The sequence below is a fragment of the Actinomadura sp. NPDC000600 genome, from assembly GCF_040492135.1.
In the GTDB taxonomy this organism is placed as follows: domain Bacteria; phylum Actinomycetota; class Actinomycetes; order Streptosporangiales; family Streptosporangiaceae; genus Spirillospora.
In genome coordinates, this window is record NZ_JBEUPD010000021.1 from 93,176 (window position 1) to 109,197 (window position 16,022).

Here is a 16,022-nt window from a genome sequence, read left to right on the forward strand (position 1 = left end):
ACCTGCCTTCTGTCTGCTCCGGGTGTCCTGGTGTACCGGTTCCATCGTACTGGCGACCCCCGACACACCGCCGCCGCATTTTCCGCGCGGCGGGCGGGCTCAGCCGGGCGGCCAGTTCAGGCCGCGCCCGCCCAGCACGTGGGCGTGCACGTGGAACACCGTCTGCCCCGCCTGGGGGCCGGTGTTGAACACGACCCGGTAGCCGGTCTCGGCGATGCCCTCGTCGGCCGCGACCTGGTGGGCCTCGCGCACCAGCTCGGCGAGCAGCTCGGCGTCGGCTCCGGCCAGCTCGGCGGCCGTGGAGTGGTGGTCGCGCGGGATGACCAGCACGTGCGTCGGCGCCTGCGGGTTGATGTCGCGGAACGCCACCGTCCCCGCCGACTCGCGGACGATCGTGGCGGGCACGTCCCCGGAAACGATCTTGCAGAACAGGCAGTCGGTCATCTGTCTCCCCTCGCGGGCGGTCGCGGACCGCCCGGAAATCCTATCGGGACCGGCGGAGCCGTGGATCACGGCCGCCCGTGGCGGATAGGGTTTCGTCAATCGACTCCCTGTAGCCGTCGGCATTTCGACCGGCCACTGGCTAAGGTTGTCAGCTCAAGGCGTAACCCCCCGGTTCGCAAGGCGTCGCGACGCATCTCGCCCCGGCGGGAACGCCCGGTACATGCCGGCCGGACGCGATCGTCCGAATGGACGGCGGGGGGCCGGCAAAGGCGGCGGATAGGTGACCGAGGCAAACCAGGACATGCCCTTTCGTAAACCGAACGACGAGGGTGCGCGTCCCACTGACGTGACCGAGACCCTCGTGGCCAGGGGCACGGCGGGCGTGGTGGCCGCCGCCTGGGACGCCGATCAGGCGGTGACCGCCCTCTACAGCGCCAACTACCGTTCGCTGGTGCGCCTGGCGGCCATGCTCGTCCGGGACGCGGGGACGGCCGAGGAGGTCGTGCAGGACGCGTTCGTCGCGATGCACGGCGGCTGGCGCCGGCTGCGCGACCCGGACAAGGCCCTGTCGTACCTGCGGCAGTCGGTGGTCAACCGGTCGCGATCGGTGCTCCGGCACCGCGCCGTCGTCGAGAAGTACGCCCCCAAGGGGCTGCCCGACGCGCCGAGCGCGGAAGCCGGGGCCATCGGGGAGCTGGAACGCTCGGCGGTGATCGACGCGCTGTCCCGGCTCCCCGCCCGCCAGCGGGAGGCGCTCGTCCTTCGCTACTACGCCGATCTGTCCGAAGCGGAGATCGCCAACGCGATGGGCATCTCCCGCGGCGCCGTGAAGAGTCATACGGCGCGCGGCATGACCGCGCTACGCAACGTCCTGGAGCAGTTCTCATGACCACCGACCCCCACGACGAGCACGGCGAGATCCTCCGCCGCGCCCTGCACGCGGAGGCGGACTCGGTCAACCCCGCGGGCGACGGCCTGGAGCGCATCCGGGCCCGCATCGCCGACGGCCACGGCCGCCGGTTCGGTCTCGGACGCTTCGGCCCGGCGCGCTTCGGGTTCGACCGGTTCACCGTGAACTGGGCCCGGCCCGTCCTCGCCGTGGCCGCCGCCGTGCTGATCGCCGGGCTGGGCGTGACGGCGCCCCGGACGATCGACCTGATCCAGCAGTCGGTCGGCAACAGCAGCCGGTCCGGCCACGAGGGCGGCGACGCCGCCGGCGACCGCACCGGACAGGGCGACGACCCCCAGTTCCCCGACCCCTCGTCGCCGGGGAGCAGCCAGTCCGGCGAGCCGAGCAGCTCGGAGGCGCCGACGAGCAGTTCCTCGCCGGGGCTCTCGTCCTGCCGCATACCCTCGCCGGGCGCCTCGGCCAGCGCGTCCTCCACGCCGACCCCGGCGACCACGCCGTGCCCGAGCGAGACGCCGACGCAGACGACGCCGGCCACGCCCTCCTCGCCGCCCGCCCCGACCACGCCCGAGCCGTCGAGCAAGCCGACCGAGCAGCCGACGCCGCCGGCCGAGACGAGCGAGCCCGCGAGCGTCACCGAGCAGGGCGCGTCGACGACGCCCTGACCGGCGGGCGCTACCAGCGGCCGGTGGCGGCCAGCAGGACGCTCGCCGCCGCGACGCCCGCCGTCGAGGTGCGCAGCACGGTCGGGCCGAGCCGCGTTGGGCGACCGCCCGCGGCGCGGAAGCGCTCCAGCTCGTCCTCGCTGATCCCGCCCTCGGGGCCGACCACGAGGATGATCTCGCCCTCCGCGGGCGGCTCCACGGCGCTCAGCGGCGCCTCGGCCTCCTCGTGCAGGACCAGGGCGAGGGCCGCGGCGGAGATCCGCTCGGCGACGTCCTCGGTGGAGGCCAGCTCCGGCATCGCCGGCAGCCTGCCGCGCCGGGCCTGCTTGCCGGCCTCGCGGGCGGTCGCGCGCCAGCGCCCGAGGGCCTTGTCGCGGCGCTCCGGGCGCCAGCGGGTGACGCACCGGGACGCCGACCACGGGACGATCTCGTCCACGCCGACCTCGGTCATGGTCTCGACCGCGAGCTCGCCCCGGTCGCCCTTCGGGAGGGCCTGCACGACCACCAGACGGGGCGAGGGCGGCGGCTCCCGGTGCCGGGCCAGCACGTCGAGCGTGAGGGTCGCCCGGTCGGCGGCGGTGACGACGCACTCGGCCAGCAGGCCCTCGCCGTCGGTCAGGTCGACCCGCTCCCCCGGCCGCAGCCGCCGCACGGCCGCCGCGTGCCGCCCTTCGGGGCCGTCCAGCAGCACGCTGTCGCGCTGAAGCGCGTCCGTCCCGGCGAGGAAGACCGGCGGGCTCATCCGAGCCGCCCGCGGCGCGCGGGCGCCCGGTCAGCTGAACACATCGCTGCTCCCCACGAGGCCGTCCCCCGCACCCGGTTCCGATCCGCTCGTACGGGGGCCTGCCGCCATGCTCTTAGTCGCCGCGGCGGCCTTCCTGGTAGGCCGCCGCCACCGCGCTTCAGTGCTGGTTGAAGACGTCCTTGAGACGGGAGAACACGCCGCGCTGCCCGGGGGCGAACCTGCCGGGCGGGCGCTCCTCGCCGCGCAGCACCGCGAGCCGCCGCAGCAGCTCCTCCTGCTCCTCGTCGAGCCGGTTCGGCGTCTCCACGTTGACGTGGATCATCAGATCGCCGCGGCCGCTCTCGTTGAGATGCCGGACGCCCCGGTTGTAGAGCGTGATGACCTGCCCCGACTGCGTGCCGGGCTTGATGTCGACGCTCTCGGCCGCGTCCAGCGTCTCGATCGTGACGCTGGTGCCGAGCGCCGCCGCCGTCATCGGGATCTCGACCGTGCAGTGCAGGTCGTCGCCCTCGCGCTCGAAGATGGGGTGCGGCTTCTCGACGATCTCCAGGAACAGGTCGCCGGGCGGGCCGCCGCCCGGGCCGACCTCGCCCTCGCCGGCGAGCTGGATGTGGATGCCGTTCTCCACCCCGGCCGGGATCTTCACCTTGACGGTGCGGCGGGTCCGGACCCGGCCGTCGCCGGAGCACTCGGTGCACGGGTTGCGGATCACCGAGCCGAAGCCGCCGCACGCCGGGCACGGCCGGGCCGTCATGACCTGGCCGAGGAACGAGCGCTGGACCTGCTGGACCTCGCCGCGGCCGTGGCACGTCTCGCAGGTCTCCGGGTGGGTGCCGGGCGCGCAGCCCGACCCCTCGCAGGTCGTGCAGGCGACCGCGGTGTCGATGGAGAGCTCCCGCGTCGTGCCGAACGCGGTCTCGGCGAGGTCGAGCTCGACCCGCAGCGTCGCGTTGCGGCCGCGCCGCGCGCGCGAGCGCGGGCCCCGCGAGGTCGCGGTGCCGAAGAAGGCGTCCATGATGTCGCTGAACGGGAACCCGGCGCCGCCGAACCCGCCGGCGCCCGCGCCCCCGGCGGACGCGAAGGGGTCCGCGCCGAGGTCGTACATCTCGCGCTTCTTGGGGTCGGAGAGCACCTCGTAGGCCTGGGTGATCTCCTTGAACCGCTCCTGGGTCTCCGGATCCGGGTTGACGTCCGGGTGGAGCTCCCGCGCGAGCCGGCGGTAGGCCTTCTTGACCTCGTCGGCGCTGGCGTCCCGCCGGACGCCCAGGGTCGCGTAGTAGTCGTTCGCCACTTACGACCCCGCCAGGATCTGTCCCACGTAGCGTGCCACTGCCCGTACCGCTCCCATCGTGCTGGGGTAATCCATGCGTGTCGGCCCGAGCACTCCCAGCCGGGCCAGAGTGAGGTCGCCCACCCCGTAGTCGGCGGCGACGACCGAGGTCGACTTCAGCCCCTGGTCGGGGTTCTCGGTGCCGATCCGCACCGTAACTGTAGAGGAGTCGCCGGTCTCGCCGAGCAACCGCATGAGGACCACCTGCTCCTCCAGCGCCACCAGGACGTCCCGCAGGCTCTGCGAGAAGTCCACGGCGGCGAGGTTGGCCGCCCCGGCGAAGACGATCTTCTCCTCGTGCTTCTCGACGAGCGTCTCCAGCAGCACCGACAGCACCGCCGCCGCCACCGGCCGGTCGTCCGGGCCCACCTTGTCGGGCAGGTCCGCCACCGCGGCCGGGACCTCGCCGAAGCCGAGCCCGTCCAGGCACGTGTTGAGCAACGCCCGCAGGTGCCCGATCGATTCCTCGGAGATCGGCCCCGTCTCGATGACGCGCTGCTCCACCCGCCCGGTGTTGGTGATCAGGACGAGCAGCAGCCGCCCCTCCGCCACCGGGACCAGTTCCACGTGCCGCACCGCCGAGCGGGTCAGCGACGGGTACTGCACCACCGCGACCTGCCGGGTCAGCTGCGCGAGCAGCCGCACCGTGCGGCCCACGACGTCGTCGAGGTCGTACGCCCCGGACAGGAACGTCTCGATGGCGCGGCGCTCGGCGACCGACAGCGGCTTGATCGTGGAAAGCCGGTCGACGAACAGCCGGTAGCCCTTGTCGGTGGGGACCCGCCCGGCGCTGGTGTGGGGCTGGGCGATGTAGCCCTGCTCCTCCAGCACCGCCATGTCGTTGCGGATGGTCGCGGGCGAGACGCCGAGGTTGTGCCGGTCGGCCAGCGCCTTGGACCCCACCGGTTCGTTGGTGGAGACGTAGTCCTCGACGATGGCGCGCAGGACCGCTAGTTTCCGGTCGTCCAGCACGTGGTCACCTCCTTCGTCCGGCCGGGCCGTGCTCCTGGCACTCCTTGCTTTCGAGTGCCAAGTCTACGGCCCGGAAGGCTCGGCTGGAGCGCCCCCGCACTCTCCGCATGGCTGCGTGATCCTATCCGGCCCCGGAACGGACGCCACGCCGAGGAAAGCGGGCCGCCCGGGCACGCGCCTCCCGGCGGGTTAATGTGCGGACCTGTGCGGAGTAAGAAGTACGGAAACGACGTGCTGGCGGGCGACTGGCGCAGGCCGCGCAAGGGGCAGATCCCGGAGGTGCCCGCCGAGCCGGGCCTCGTCGCCGAGGACCCCGACAGCGGTTTCTGCGGCGCCGTGGTCGGCTGCGACAAGTTCGGGGTCACCCTGGAGGACCGGTTCGGCAAGCGCCGGGTCTTCCCGCTGACCAAGTCCGGGTTCCTCATCGACGGCAAGCCCGTCACCCTCGTCCGGCCGAGCGCCGCGCCGAGGGGCCCGGCGCGGTCCGCCTCCGGCTCGATCGCCGTCCAGGGCCTGCGGGCGCAGGTCGCCAAGGAGAGCCGCATCTACGTGGAGGGCGTCCACGACGCCGAGTTGGTCGAGAAGATCTGGGGCCACGACCTGCGCGTCGAGGGCGTCGTCGTCGAGTACCTCGAAGGCGTCGACGACCTGCCCGCCATCGTCGAGGAGTTCGAACCCGGCGAGGACCGGCGCCTCGGCGTCCTGGTCGACCATCTCGTGGAGGGCTCCAAGGAGTCCCGGATCGCCGGCCAGGTCACCTCGCCGTACGTCCTCGTCACCGGCCACCCCTTCATCGACATCTGGGAGGCCGTCAAGCCCGCGGCCGTAGGCATCCGCGCCTGGCCGCGCATCCCCCGAGGCATCCCCTGGAAGGAGGGCGTGGTCGCCGAACTCGGCTGGGGCGACGACACGGGCGCCGCCTGGAAACGCATCCTCAACTCGGTGAACACCTACACCGACCTGGAACCAGCCCTACTAGGCCGCGTAGAAGAACTGATCGACTTTGTTACTGTGTAGACCCAGGGGGGCGACCCCCTGGAACCCCCGTCACGACGCAGGCGATCCTCACGCCGCCGTTGCGGCCTGTCGTGCCCGTGACGACGTGTGAGGCGTCGCTGCGGTCGCCTGCGTCGGCGGGCATGCGCGTTGCGCTCGCTGCACTCGCTCCACGCGCCTGCCCGCACTGTGTCTTCCCAGGGGGGCGACCCCCTGGGCTAGCACAGCGCTCGGACTACTGCGTCGGCTAGGAGGCGGCCCTTGAGGGTGAGGACGGCTCGCCCCTGCTCGTAGGGAGCGGGTTCGATCAGGCCCTCGTCTATCAGGCTGCGGGCGGCTTCGTCGTCCAGGAGGTTGGTAGGGCAGCCCTGGGCCAGGCGCAGTTCGAGCATGACGCGTTCGATGTGCCGGTCTTCGTCGGTGAGGATCTCCCGGGCGTGGGCGGGGGTGGTGCCCTCGGCGAGGCGGGCGGCGTAGGCGGCGGGGTGCTTGACGTTCCACCAGCGGGTTCCGCCGACGTGGCTGTGGGCGCCCGGGCCGACGCCCCACCAGTCGGCGCCCGTCCAGTAGAGCATGTTGTGCCGGCAGGCGGCGCGTGGGTCGGCGGCCCAGTTGGAGATCTCGTACCAGTGCAGGCCGTGGGCGCTGAGCAGCTCGTCGGCGATCAGGTAGCGGTCGGCCATGGCGTCGTCGTCGGGCGCGGTCAGTTCGCCGCGCCTCACCTGCGCCGCGAGGCGGGTGCCCTCTTCGACGATGAGCGCGTAGGCGGACACGTGGTCGGGCTCCGCCGCCAAGGCCGCTTCCAGGGAGCCCCTCCAGTCGTCGTCCGTCTCCCCTGGCGTCCCGTAGATGAGGTCGAGGTTGATGTGCTCGAAGCCCGCCTTGCGGGTCCACTCGACGACCTGCGGGACGCGTCCGGGCGTATGCGCGCGTTCCAGGACGGCGAGGACGTGCTCGCGCGCACTCTGCATGCCGTACGAGACGCGCGTGAACCCGGCCTCGCGGAGCTTGCCGATGTACGCCTCGTCCACCGACTCGGGGTTGGCCTCGGTGGTGACCTCCGCCCCTGGGGCCAGGCCGAACTCGGCGTCGATCGCGGCCAGCACGCGGCCCAGGTCGTCCGGCGCTAGGAGGGTCGGGGTACCGCCGCCGACGAAGACGGTCTCGACGGGCAGGTCCGCCTCCCCGAGGACGCGCCGGGCCATCCGGACCTCGCGGATGGCGGTGTCGGCGTAGGAGTCTCGGCTCGCCCCAGGCCCCAGCTCCGTCGCCGTGTAGGTGTTGAAGTCGCAGTACCCGCACCGGGTCACGCAGAACGGCACGTGCACGTAGAACGCGAACGGGCGCTCACCCAGGCCGTGCAGGGCACTGCGGGGCAGCGCACCGTCTGCCGGTACGGGGTCGCCGTCAGGAAGCGTCGAGGGCACCCCTCAAGTCTGCCCCGCTCCGCCCCCTGCTTCGGCCGCTCAGGCCTCCCCGAGCTTGTCGCGGAGCCAGTCGGGGATGTGCTCGTCGGCGCGGGGGAAGCGGTCGAGGTCCTGGACATAGGCGGACGGGGCCAGCGGCGGGGTGAAGTCGGGCTCGCCGTCGTAGTCGAACTCCGCGCTGAAGTGGCCCGAGCGCTCCACCTGGAGGCGCGCCGTGAACCAGGCCCCCTTGTCGGACCGGTACATGACGCGGCGCAGCTCGTCCATCTTCCCGACGGCCTGGCCCGGGGGCAGGGCCGTACGGCGTCCTCCGCCCGGGCCCTCGACCTCGAAGGAGGCGCTGTCGATGCCGACCGTCGCGCGGAACTCGAAGTCGAGCCGCTGCCAGCCCGCGGGGGCGGCGGAACGCAGCGCGCGGACCGCGCCGTTCACCGTTTCCCGTTCCTTCGCGGAACGCAGAACCTGCTCGGGGTGGGTCACACTGCCTCCGCGAGGTCGGCCGGTTCGTTTCGATCAGGCACCGTACCCGTCCGACCGTACCTCCGTCCGCGCCCGTGCCAAGCAGCCGCCGCCGTGTCGCGGCCGACCGGCGGCACTTCGGCCGCCGACCGGCTGAGACACCGCAACGAATACGGATATTGTCGTCCGGATGCGAAACGAGGGTGGGACCGGCCGGGAGCGCGTGCCCGCCCGGGTGCTGCTGCGAGGCGAGCCGGACGGCTGGCACTGGGTGCTGGTGGACGACGCGGGCGCCGAGCGGCGCTCGGACTTCGCCGGCGCGGGGACGCGCTGGGCCGCGGGCGGCCGGCCGGACCCGGAGCCGGCGTGGTGGCGCCGCAGGCTCGCCGAGACGGCCGAGGGGCTGCGGGAGGCGGTCGCCGAGCGGCTGACCGACGCGACGTTCCGCGAGTTCGGCGCCGAGGCCGTGATCACCTGGTTCGCGGTGGCGGAGCCCGTCGAGTGGGAGGGCATCGTCACCCTGCGGGAGGCCGACCCGGCGCGGTTCCCCGGCCGGGTGCCGCCGTTCGTGGTCACGCTGGAGCCGGGCCGCGGCGCGCTGCTGCCGGACGCGAGCCTGCTGTTCTCCACCCGCGCCGCGGACGCCTGGACGACCCTCGACGCGGTCGCCGAGCGCTGCGGCACCCTCCCGCCGAAGCCGTCGTTCCTCTGCGGCTGGACCGGGCACCGCAGCGTCCGGGTCGGGCGCGGCACGCTGGCGCTGTCCACCGGCCGGGGCGAGGACGGCGTGGAGCGGCTCGCGCAGATCTGCGGGACGCGGTCGCCCGGCTGGAGCGGCAACCCGGAGATGCGGTTCCGGCTCGACGGGGTCGACCTGCTCGACGAGCCCGCCGGCGACGTCGTCGCGCTGCTGCGGGAGCTGGACCACGAGATCGTCAGGCGCGGCCGGTCCGTCCGGCTGGCGGCCTCCGGGCTCACGCTCCACACCCCGGACGGGGCGGACGGGGCGGACGGGGCGGAGCGGTTCACCGGCGTGTCCCTGGGGGTGCCGGCGGCGCTGTCGCCGCTGTGGACCGGCTCCTGACGCACCCGGCCCCACGGCCGACTCCCGGCGCACACGGAGACGACACCCACGGGGGACCGCCTCGTCACCCGAACGCAACCGCGGCCGCCTAGGTTCCCCGATCATGAGAAGCCGCGCGCGCCATGCCGTGCTCGCCGTGACCGGCGCCGTCCTCGCCGGCGCTCCCCTCTCCCTCACCGCCTCCCCCGCCCACGCCGCCGGACCGCCCGGCACGATCAACGTCCACCGCGGCGGCCCCGCCCGGTCGCTGCCCTTCACCGCCCGCCGGGACGGGGAGGCGCTGATCTCCTTCTCCGCCTCCGCCCCGGGTGTCTCCTGGGTCCGCCGGGGCGCCGAGTCGGCCGTCGTGTCGATCGCCGTCGACGGGCGACACGTGACCGACCTCGTCGTCCCCTCGTCCGACCCGATCCCCCGCAGCCTCGGCCTCGGGCACGTGGGGCGGGGCCGCCACAAGGTGACGCTGCGGTTCGCCAAGGGCAGCGCGCCCGCGGCCCGCCGCGTCACGCTCCGGCACCCCCGGGTCAGCATGCCGGACGCGGAGGCGCTCGCCCTGCGCCACGCGCCCGTCGTCGTCGGCCGCACGGGGTGGCCGACCGGCGACCCGTACCAGAACGCCACCACCGACACCCCGCTGGTGGCCTGGCACGAGACCCGTCCCGCCGCCGCTCCCGGCCACCAGATCATCGAGTACTCGGTGGTGTGGAGCAACGAGGACGGCGGCACCGACACGCCCGCGCTGATGGCCCGCTGGGGCCGGACGACCGACATCGAGTGGATCTACCGGGTCGAGGTCGACGCGTCCGGCCGGCGCGTGGACGGCACCGCCGTCTACCAGGCGCCCATGCACATGACCCTGAAGTTCACGGGCCGCTACGAAGGCGACCACCCGGTGCTGCAGACCTGCACCCAGAACAACAACATGTGCGACGTGGTCTCGCCCGGCGCTCCGCTGCGCTTCCTGCCGGACGCCACCGGGACGCGCCCGGACGGCCGCGCCCGCGAGGTCGTCATGGACCGGGAGCCGTGGACCTACCGGATCGCGGCGCAGGAGATGGTCCGCGAAGGGAAGATCGAGAAGCCGTCCGACCCCGCGACGCGCGAAGTGGGCGACCAGCGGACGTACCTGTTCGTGGAGTTCGCCAAGACGACGGGCGCCGCGACCGGGTCCGGGTCGGCTCCGGGGGTCGCGCTGGGGGTGCGGCTGAAGTCCGACCCGTCCCGGCTGTACCGCTCCGACCACGACGAGCCGACCTGGTCGATCGAGCGGGACGGCGCCGTGGCCACCACCGTCGAACTGCCCGAGGGGACGGGCGTCGCCGACATCGCGAGCATCGAGGCCCTTCGCCGGCCCACCGGGCTCGGGGACAACGGCGCGCCGGCCACGGTCACGTCCGTCAACCGCGGGTTCTTCCTGGACGACTCGTTCCAGCCGCAGCCTTCGTCCGTCCAGTGGAAGGGCTCGGTCACGCTCACGCAGGCGGCCCCCACCGCCGTCATCTGGCACCCCTGACCCGACACCAGGCACCGCACAGGGGCCCGTGGCGCGAATCGGCCACGGGTCCCTGTTCATCGGGAACCCGGGCGAACTCCACAGGCGTCCAAGGAGTCATACACTTCGCCAATAGCTTGCATAGCGACCCCGGAGAGGACGTCCGCCATGGCCTACGGGCCTCCCCCGCCGCCCGGCCAGGGACAGCAGCCACAGTGGCAGCAGCAGCAACAGGCCCCCTGGCAGCAGCCCGGAAACGCCTGGCAGCAGCCGCAGCAGCCGCAGCCTGGCATGGGCTGGCAGCAGCAGCCGCAGGGCGGGAGCAACACCGCCCAGATCCCCGGGAGCTTCGGCCCCGTCACCGACGACGAGAAGACGTGGTCGCTGATGGCGTACGTGGGCCAGTTCCTCTTCGGCGCGATCGCCCCGGCCGTGGTCTACCTCGGCAAGGCCCGCTCGCCGTTCGTGCGCAGGCACGCCGCGCAGGGCCTCAACATGGGCATCGCGAGCATCGCCGTCTGGATCGTCTTCGGGCTGCTGTCGCTGGCCGTCGACTTCTTCATCTGGGTGCCGCTGCTGTTCACGGCCGTGGTGATGTTCTTCCTGGTGTACGCGGGCAGGGCCGCCAACCGCGGCGAGTTCAGGCGCGTGCCGTCCGCGGTTGCCTGGCCCCTGCTGAAGTAGCGCCCGCCGGAGCGGCGCGGTCCGGCCGCCCTCCGGCCGCCGGAGCGGCGCCGGCTACTTCTTGCCCTTGTCGGCGTCGCCGCCGCCGCCGGTCGAGAGGGCGGCGACGAAGGCCTCCTGCGGGACGTCCACCCGCCCGATGGTCTTCATCCGCTTCTTGCCCTCCTTCTGCTTCTCCAGCAGCTTGCGCTTGCGGGAGATGTCGCCGCCGTAGCACTTGGCGAGGACGTCCTTGCGGATGGCGCGGATGTTCTCGCGGGCGATGATGCGGGCCCCGACCGCGGCCTGGATCGGCACCTCGTACTGCTGCCGCGGGATCAGCTCCTTGAGCTTGGCCGTCATCATCAGGCCGTACTCGCGGGACTTGTCCTTGTGCACGATCTGGCTGAAGGCGTCCACCGACTCGCCCTGCAGCAGGATGTCGACCTTCACCAGGTCGGACTCCTGCTCGCCGCTGGGCTCGTAGTCGAGCGAGGCGTACCCGCGCGTCTTCGACTTCAGCTGGTCGAAGAAGTCGAAGATGATCTCGGCGAGCGGCAGCGTGTAGCGGATCTCGACGCGGTCCTCCGACAGGTAGTCCATGCCGAGCAGCACGCCGCGGCGGCCCTGGCACAGCTCCATGATCGCGCCGATGTGCTCGGACGGGGACAGCAGAGTGGCCTTCACCACCGGCTCGTACACCGCGCCGATCTTGCCCTCGGGGAACTCGCTGGGGTTGGTGACGGTGTGCTCCGAGCCGTCCTCCATCACGACCCGGTACACCACGTTCGGCGCGGTCGAGATCAGCGACAGGTCGAACTCGCGCTCCAGCCGCTCCCGGACGATCTCCATGTGCAGCAGGCCGAGGAAGCCGCAGCGGAACCCGAACCCGAGCGCCGCCGACGTCTCCGGCTCGTAGACGAGCGCGGCGTCGTTCAGCCGCAGCTTGTCGAGCGCGTCGCGCAGTTCGGGGTACTGGTCGCCGTCCACCGGGTACAGGCCGGAGAACACCATCGGCTTCGGGTCGCGGTAGCCGCCGAGCGAATCGGGGGCCGGCCGGGACGCGCCGGTCACGGTGTCGCCGACCCGCGCCTGCCGGACGTCCTTCACCCCGGTGATCAGGTATCCGACCTCGCCGACGCCGAGGCCCTGCACGGGCTTGGGCTCCGGGGAGATCACGCCGACCTCCAGGGTCTCGTGCGCGGCCCCGGTCGACATCATCAGGCTCTTCTCGCGCCGCGAGAGGCGCCCGTCCACGATCCGGACGTAGGTGACGACGCCCCGGTAGGTGTCGTACACCGAGTCGAAGATCAGCGCCCGGGCGGGCCCGTCGGGGTCGCCGACCGGCGCGGGCACCTCTTCGACGATCTTGTCGAGCAGCTCGCGGACGCCCTCACCCGTCTTGCCCGACACGCGCAGCACGTCCGAGGGGTCGCAGCCGATGATCCCGGCCAGCTCCTCGGCGTACTTCTCCGGCTGCGCCGCCGGGAGGTCGATCTTGTTGAGGACGGGGATCAGGTGCAGGTCGGCCTCTAGTGCCAGGTAGAGGTTGGCGAGCGTCTGCGCCTCGATGCCCTGCGCCGCGTCCACCAGCAGGACCGCGCCCTCGCACGCCGCGAGCGACCGCGACACCTCGTAGGAGAAGTCGACGTGCCCGGGGGTGTCGATCAGGTTGAGGACGTGGTCGACGCCGCCCGACGTCCAGGGCAGCCGGACCGCCTGGCTCTTGATCGTGATGCCGCGCTCGCGCTCGATGTCCATGCGGTCGAGGTACTGGGCGCGCATCTGGCGCTCCTCGACCACTCCGGTCAGCTGCAGCATCCGGTCCGCGAGGGTCGACTTGCCATGGTCGATGTGCGCGATGATGCAGAAGTTGCGGATGATCGCGGGATCGGTCTTGTCAGGCTGGGGCGCTGGCACCGGGGTCCGTTCGCAATGCTCACAGGTGGACAGGGATCTGTGTCTCCCATAGTCCCATGTCCGGCGCGATGCTCCGTGCACGGCCCGGTTTGGGACGGGCCCCGGTGATTGGTAAGCTGTGCGACTGCGTGTGGCGTAGCGTCGTGCCCCGGGGGCACCGTCCCGCCCCCGTTCAGACATTTCGTCAGCGCCTGCCGATACGCGCAGGCCCAGGATCGCGACCAAGCTGAGGCTCTACGACGTGGCTAACATCAAGTCCCAGATCAAGCGCAACAAGCAGAACGAGAAGGCCCGCCTGCGCAACAAGGCCGTCAAGTCCGAGCTGAAGACGGTGATCCGCAAGTTCCGCGAGGCCGCCGAGGCCGGCAACGTGGACGACGCCGTCGCCGCGCAGCGGGTCGCCGCGCGCAAGCTGGACAAGGCCGTCAGCAAGGGCGTCATCCACAAGAACCAGGCCGCCAACCGCAAGTCGGCGATCGCCAAGCAGGCCGCCGCCCTGCAGGCCAAGTAGGACCGCACGCCCGGGGCCGGCCGCGCGCCGGCCCCGACGCATGTCCATGGACGAGCGCCGCGCGGTCAAGATCTCCAAGTATCTCGCCAAGCATCTGCGGCACCGCCCCGAGCGGATCGGCATCACGCTCGATCCCGAGGGATGGGCGGACGTCACCGAGCTGCTCTCGGCCGCCGCGGCCCACGGCTTCGCGCTCACCCGCGCGGAGCTCGAACACGTGGTGGCGGTCAACGACAAGAAGCGGTACGAGCTCGCGGGGAACCGGATCCGGGCCGTCCAGGGCCACTCGGTCCCCGTGGCGCTGAACCTGCCGGTGACGCCCCCGCCTGACCTGCTCTACCACGGCACCGTGCGCCGTTCAGTCGACCCCATCCTGCGGGAGGGCCTGCTGCCCATGGGGCGGCACGCCGTCCACCTGTCCCCCGACCGCGAGACGGCCCGGCGCGTCGGCGCCAGGCGCGGCGTCCCCGTCGTGCTGACCGTCCAGGCCGGGCGGATGGCGGCCGACGGCCACGAGTTCCGTGTCAGCGCGAACGGTGTGTGGCTGGTCGACGCGGTCCCACCGCGATATCTGAGCGAATAGCCTCCGCGGCCGTCCAGTCGGGGACGTGCCGCACCCATTCGGGCCCTCCCTTCGGCCCGAACAGGTACCGGTACGGGACGATCTCGCGGATGGCGCGGTGCACGTCAAGGCGGTCGTCGATCATGTGGGTGATCCCGAGTTCCGCGCAGTGCAGCGCCTTGTCCTGCCGCTTCCGGCAGAACCGCACGTTGCCCCGCGGCAGGCCCGTCCGCCCGTAGAAGTCGTGGTGGTCGAGCCAGGCCAGCGTCCTTTCGCGCACCCGGTCGCCGCATTTGGAGATGATCCACGCCCGTCCTCCGAACGCCTCGATCAGCCCGGGCAGCACCTCGTAGACGCCGTCCGTCGCCGGGGAGGCGAGTGCCTGCTCGAAGGTGCCGTCGAGGAACACCGTGTCGTTCTCACCTGGGGCACTGAGCCCGCCATGGATGACCCGGCCGAAATCGACGCCGAGTCGCGGTTCGTTGTCCATGGCCCAACTTTCGGGCGGAACACCCCTAAAGCAGAACTATCAATCATTGCGATAGCTATAGTCAGCGCCTATGGAACTGAGCCGCCTGTCCACGGACGCGCTCGCCTCGTTCGCCGTCTTTGCGGACCACCTCAACTTCACCCGCGCCGCCGAGGCACTCCACATCTCCCAGCCGGCCCTCCACGTCAAGGTGCAGAAACTCGCCGACACCCTGGGCCGCCCCCTCTACACCCGGCACGGGCGCCGCCTCGCCCTCACCCCCGCCGGCGAGCAGGTCGCCCGCTTCGCCCGCGACCTCGACGCCCGGATGACGGCGTTCCTCGCGGACGTCCAGGGCACGTCCCCGTCCCGCGTCCCGACCCTGGCCGCAGGCGAGGGCGCCTACCTCTACCTCCTCGGCGGCGTCGTCCGCCCGGGCCTCCGCCTGGTCAACGGCGACCGCGCCCGCACCCTCGCCGCCGTCCGCACCGGCCGCGCCGACGTCGGCGTCGCCGTCCTGGACGTCCTGCCCGCCGACGTCGCGGCCGTCCCGCTGGCGTCCTACCCCCAGACGCTCGTCATGCCGGACGACCACCCGCTCACCGCGAAGCCGCACCTCACGCTCGCCGACCTCGCCGGCGCCTCCCTCGTCGTCCCGCCCGCCGAGGGCCCGCACCGCGCCACCCTCGAACGCGCCCTGCGCGCCGCCGAGGTGCCCTGGTCCCTGGCGGTCGAGGCCGCGGGCTGGCCCCTGATGCTGCACTTCGCGTCCCTCGGCGTCGGGCTCGCCGTCGTCAACGGCTGCGTCCCCCCTCCCCCGGGCCTGGCTGCCCGCGAGATCATCGACCTGCCCGCCGTCCCCTACTACGCTCTCCACCTGCCGGACAGGGCCGACGACCCCCTCGTCGCGGACCTCCTGACCGCCATCCGCACATCGCTGAGGAGCACGCCGTGCACTTCGAGACCTCCGTCGACATCGACGCCGCGCCCGAGACCGTCTGGAACCTCCTGAAGGACGTCGAGCGCTGGCCCGACATGACCGCCTCGATGGACCGCGTCGAAGTCCTGGACGAGCCGTTCACCCTGGGCAGCCGGGCCCGCGTCCACCAGCCGAAACTCCCCGCCGCCGTCTGGACGGTCACGGCCTACGACGAGAGCCGGACCTTCACCTGGGAGTCCCGCTCCCCCGGCGTCACCACGACCGGGGCCCACGAGATCGTCCCCACTCCCGACGGCAAGTCCACCGTCCGCCTCACCCTCGACCAGAAGGGCCCGCTGGCCCCCGTCTTCGCCCTCCTCGCCGGCCGCCTCACCCGCCGCTACGTCGTGATGGAGGCCGAGGGCCTGAAGGCCAAGGCCGAACAGGGCTAGACCGCGCG

Annotated in this window: 18 protein-coding genes; 10 read left to right on the forward strand and 8 right to left on the reverse strand. The window is 72.5% G+C overall.

Annotated features, from left to right (window positions below; genetic code table 11):
• Positions 1-99: 99 nt before the first annotated feature.
• Positions 100-444 carry a histidine triad nucleotide-binding protein gene (locus tag ABWI07_RS27735; protein WP_149257605.1) on the reverse strand — a complete coding sequence of 115 codons (345 nt, stop codon included), beginning with the start codon at positions 442-444 and terminating at the stop codon, positions 100-102.
• A 301-nt stretch (positions 445-745) separates the two neighbouring features.
• On the opposite strand from ABWI07_RS27735, the gene ABWI07_RS27740 reads away from it, so the two are divergent.
• Complete coding sequence (locus tag ABWI07_RS27740; RefSeq protein WP_149257606.1) at positions 746-1,333, forward strand: SigE family RNA polymerase sigma factor; 588 nt, start codon at positions 746-748, stop codon at positions 1,331-1,333.
• Positions 1,330-2,016, forward strand: coding sequence for a hypothetical protein (locus ABWI07_RS27745; protein ID WP_149257607.1), 687 nt, complete (start codon positions 1,330-1,332; stop codon positions 2,014-2,016). Before ABWI07_RS27740 ends, ABWI07_RS27745 begins: the two co-directional genes overlap by 4 nt.
• A 10-nt stretch (positions 2,017-2,026) precedes the next feature.
• Here the strand turns inward: ABWI07_RS27745 and ABWI07_RS27750 are convergent, their stop codons facing one another.
• From ABWI07_RS27750 to hrcA, 3 genes are all read right to left on the reverse strand, one after another.
• Positions 2,027-2,758, reverse strand: coding sequence for a 16S rRNA (uracil(1498)-N(3))-methyltransferase (locus ABWI07_RS27750; protein ID WP_149257608.1), 732 nt, complete (start codon positions 2,756-2,758; stop codon positions 2,027-2,029).
• Positions 2,759-2,918: 160 nt separating this feature from the next.
• A complete protein-coding gene (dnaJ, locus tag ABWI07_RS27755) occupies positions 2,919-4,052 on the reverse strand; it encodes a molecular chaperone DnaJ (protein ID WP_149257609.1) in 1,134 nt (377 codons plus the stop codon).
• Positions 4,053-5,063, reverse strand: coding sequence for a heat-inducible transcriptional repressor HrcA (gene hrcA / locus ABWI07_RS27760; RefSeq protein WP_353820250.1), 1,011 nt, complete (start codon positions 5,061-5,063; stop codon positions 4,053-4,055).
• Positions 5,064-5,267: 204 nt separating this feature from the next.
• On the opposite strand from hrcA, the gene ABWI07_RS27765 reads away from it, so the two are divergent.
• Positions 5,268-6,080, forward strand: a complete 813-nt coding sequence (locus ABWI07_RS27765) for a DUF3097 domain-containing protein (protein ID WP_353820251.1) — start codon at positions 5,268-5,270, stop codon at positions 6,078-6,080.
• A gap of 197 nt (positions 6,081-6,277) precedes the next feature.
• On the opposite strand, the gene hemW is transcribed toward ABWI07_RS27765, so the two are convergent.
• Entirely contained in the window at positions 6,278-7,486 is a 1,209-nt protein-coding gene (hemW, locus tag ABWI07_RS27770; protein WP_353820253.1) for a radical SAM family heme chaperone HemW, read from the reverse strand.
• A gap of 39 nt (positions 7,487-7,525) precedes the next feature.
• The gene (locus ABWI07_RS27775) at positions 7,526-7,918 is read right to left on the reverse strand and encodes an antitoxin YezG family protein (protein WP_353820254.1); all 393 of its coding nucleotides are present in this window, start codon (positions 7,916-7,918) and stop codon (positions 7,526-7,528) included.
• A 217-nt stretch (positions 7,919-8,135) separates the two neighbouring features.
• Here ABWI07_RS27775 and ABWI07_RS27780 point away from each other — a divergent pair, with 217 nt between their 5' ends.
• The 3 genes from ABWI07_RS27780 (at position 8,136) to ABWI07_RS27790 (ending at position 11,202) form a co-directional block, all read left to right on the forward strand.
• A complete protein-coding gene (locus ABWI07_RS27780) occupies positions 8,136-9,029 on the forward strand; it encodes a hypothetical protein (RefSeq protein ID WP_353820256.1) in 894 nt (297 codons plus the stop codon).
• Between the two features lie 103 nt (positions 9,030-9,132).
• The gene (locus ABWI07_RS27785) at positions 9,133-10,539 is read left to right on the forward strand and encodes a hypothetical protein (RefSeq protein ID WP_353820257.1); all 1,407 of its coding nucleotides are present in this window, start codon (positions 9,133-9,135) and stop codon (positions 10,537-10,539) included.
• Between the two features lie 147 nt (positions 10,540-10,686).
• On the forward strand, positions 10,687-11,202 hold the full coding sequence (locus ABWI07_RS27790; RefSeq protein ID WP_353820258.1) for a DUF4870 domain-containing protein: 516 nt from the start codon (positions 10,687-10,689) through the stop codon (positions 11,200-11,202).
• A 54-nt stretch (positions 11,203-11,256) separates the two neighbouring features.
• On the opposite strand, the gene lepA is transcribed toward ABWI07_RS27790, so the two are convergent.
• Complete coding sequence (gene lepA, locus ABWI07_RS27795) at positions 11,257-13,101, reverse strand: translation elongation factor 4 (RefSeq protein WP_149257618.1); 1,845 nt, start codon at positions 13,099-13,101, stop codon at positions 11,257-11,259.
• A 241-nt stretch (positions 13,102-13,342) separates the two neighbouring features.
• Between lepA and rpsT the strand changes: the two genes are divergently transcribed.
• Together rpsT and ABWI07_RS27805 are read left to right on the forward strand one after the other, a co-directional pair.
• Entirely contained in the window at positions 13,343-13,612 is a 270-nt protein-coding gene (gene rpsT, locus ABWI07_RS27800) for a 30S ribosomal protein S20 (protein ID WP_149257619.1), read from the forward strand.
• A gap of 40 nt (positions 13,613-13,652) precedes the next feature.
• Positions 13,653-14,195, forward strand: a complete 543-nt coding sequence (locus tag ABWI07_RS27805) for an RNA 2'-phosphotransferase (protein ID WP_502912861.1) — start codon at positions 13,653-13,655, stop codon at positions 14,193-14,195.
• Here the strand turns inward: ABWI07_RS27805 and ABWI07_RS27810 are convergent.
• Positions 14,137-14,664, reverse strand: coding sequence for a hypothetical protein (locus ABWI07_RS27810; RefSeq protein ID WP_353820259.1), 528 nt, complete (start codon positions 14,662-14,664; stop codon positions 14,137-14,139). The genes ABWI07_RS27805 and ABWI07_RS27810 overlap by 59 nt on opposite strands.
• 70 nt (positions 14,665-14,734) lie before the next feature.
• Here ABWI07_RS27810 and ABWI07_RS27815 point away from each other — a divergent pair, with 70 nt between their 5' ends.
• Both ABWI07_RS27815 and ABWI07_RS27820 read left to right on the forward strand, forming a co-directional pair.
• The gene (locus tag ABWI07_RS27815) at positions 14,735-15,655 is read left to right on the forward strand and encodes a LysR family transcriptional regulator (RefSeq protein WP_353820260.1); all 921 of its coding nucleotides are present in this window, start codon (positions 14,735-14,737) and stop codon (positions 15,653-15,655) included.
• Positions 15,595-16,014, forward strand: coding sequence for an SRPBCC family protein (locus tag ABWI07_RS27820; RefSeq protein ID WP_353820261.1), 420 nt, complete (start codon positions 15,595-15,597; stop codon positions 16,012-16,014). The genes ABWI07_RS27815 and ABWI07_RS27820 overlap by 61 nt, the downstream gene beginning before the upstream one ends.
• Positions 16,015-16,022 lie beyond the last annotated feature (8 nt).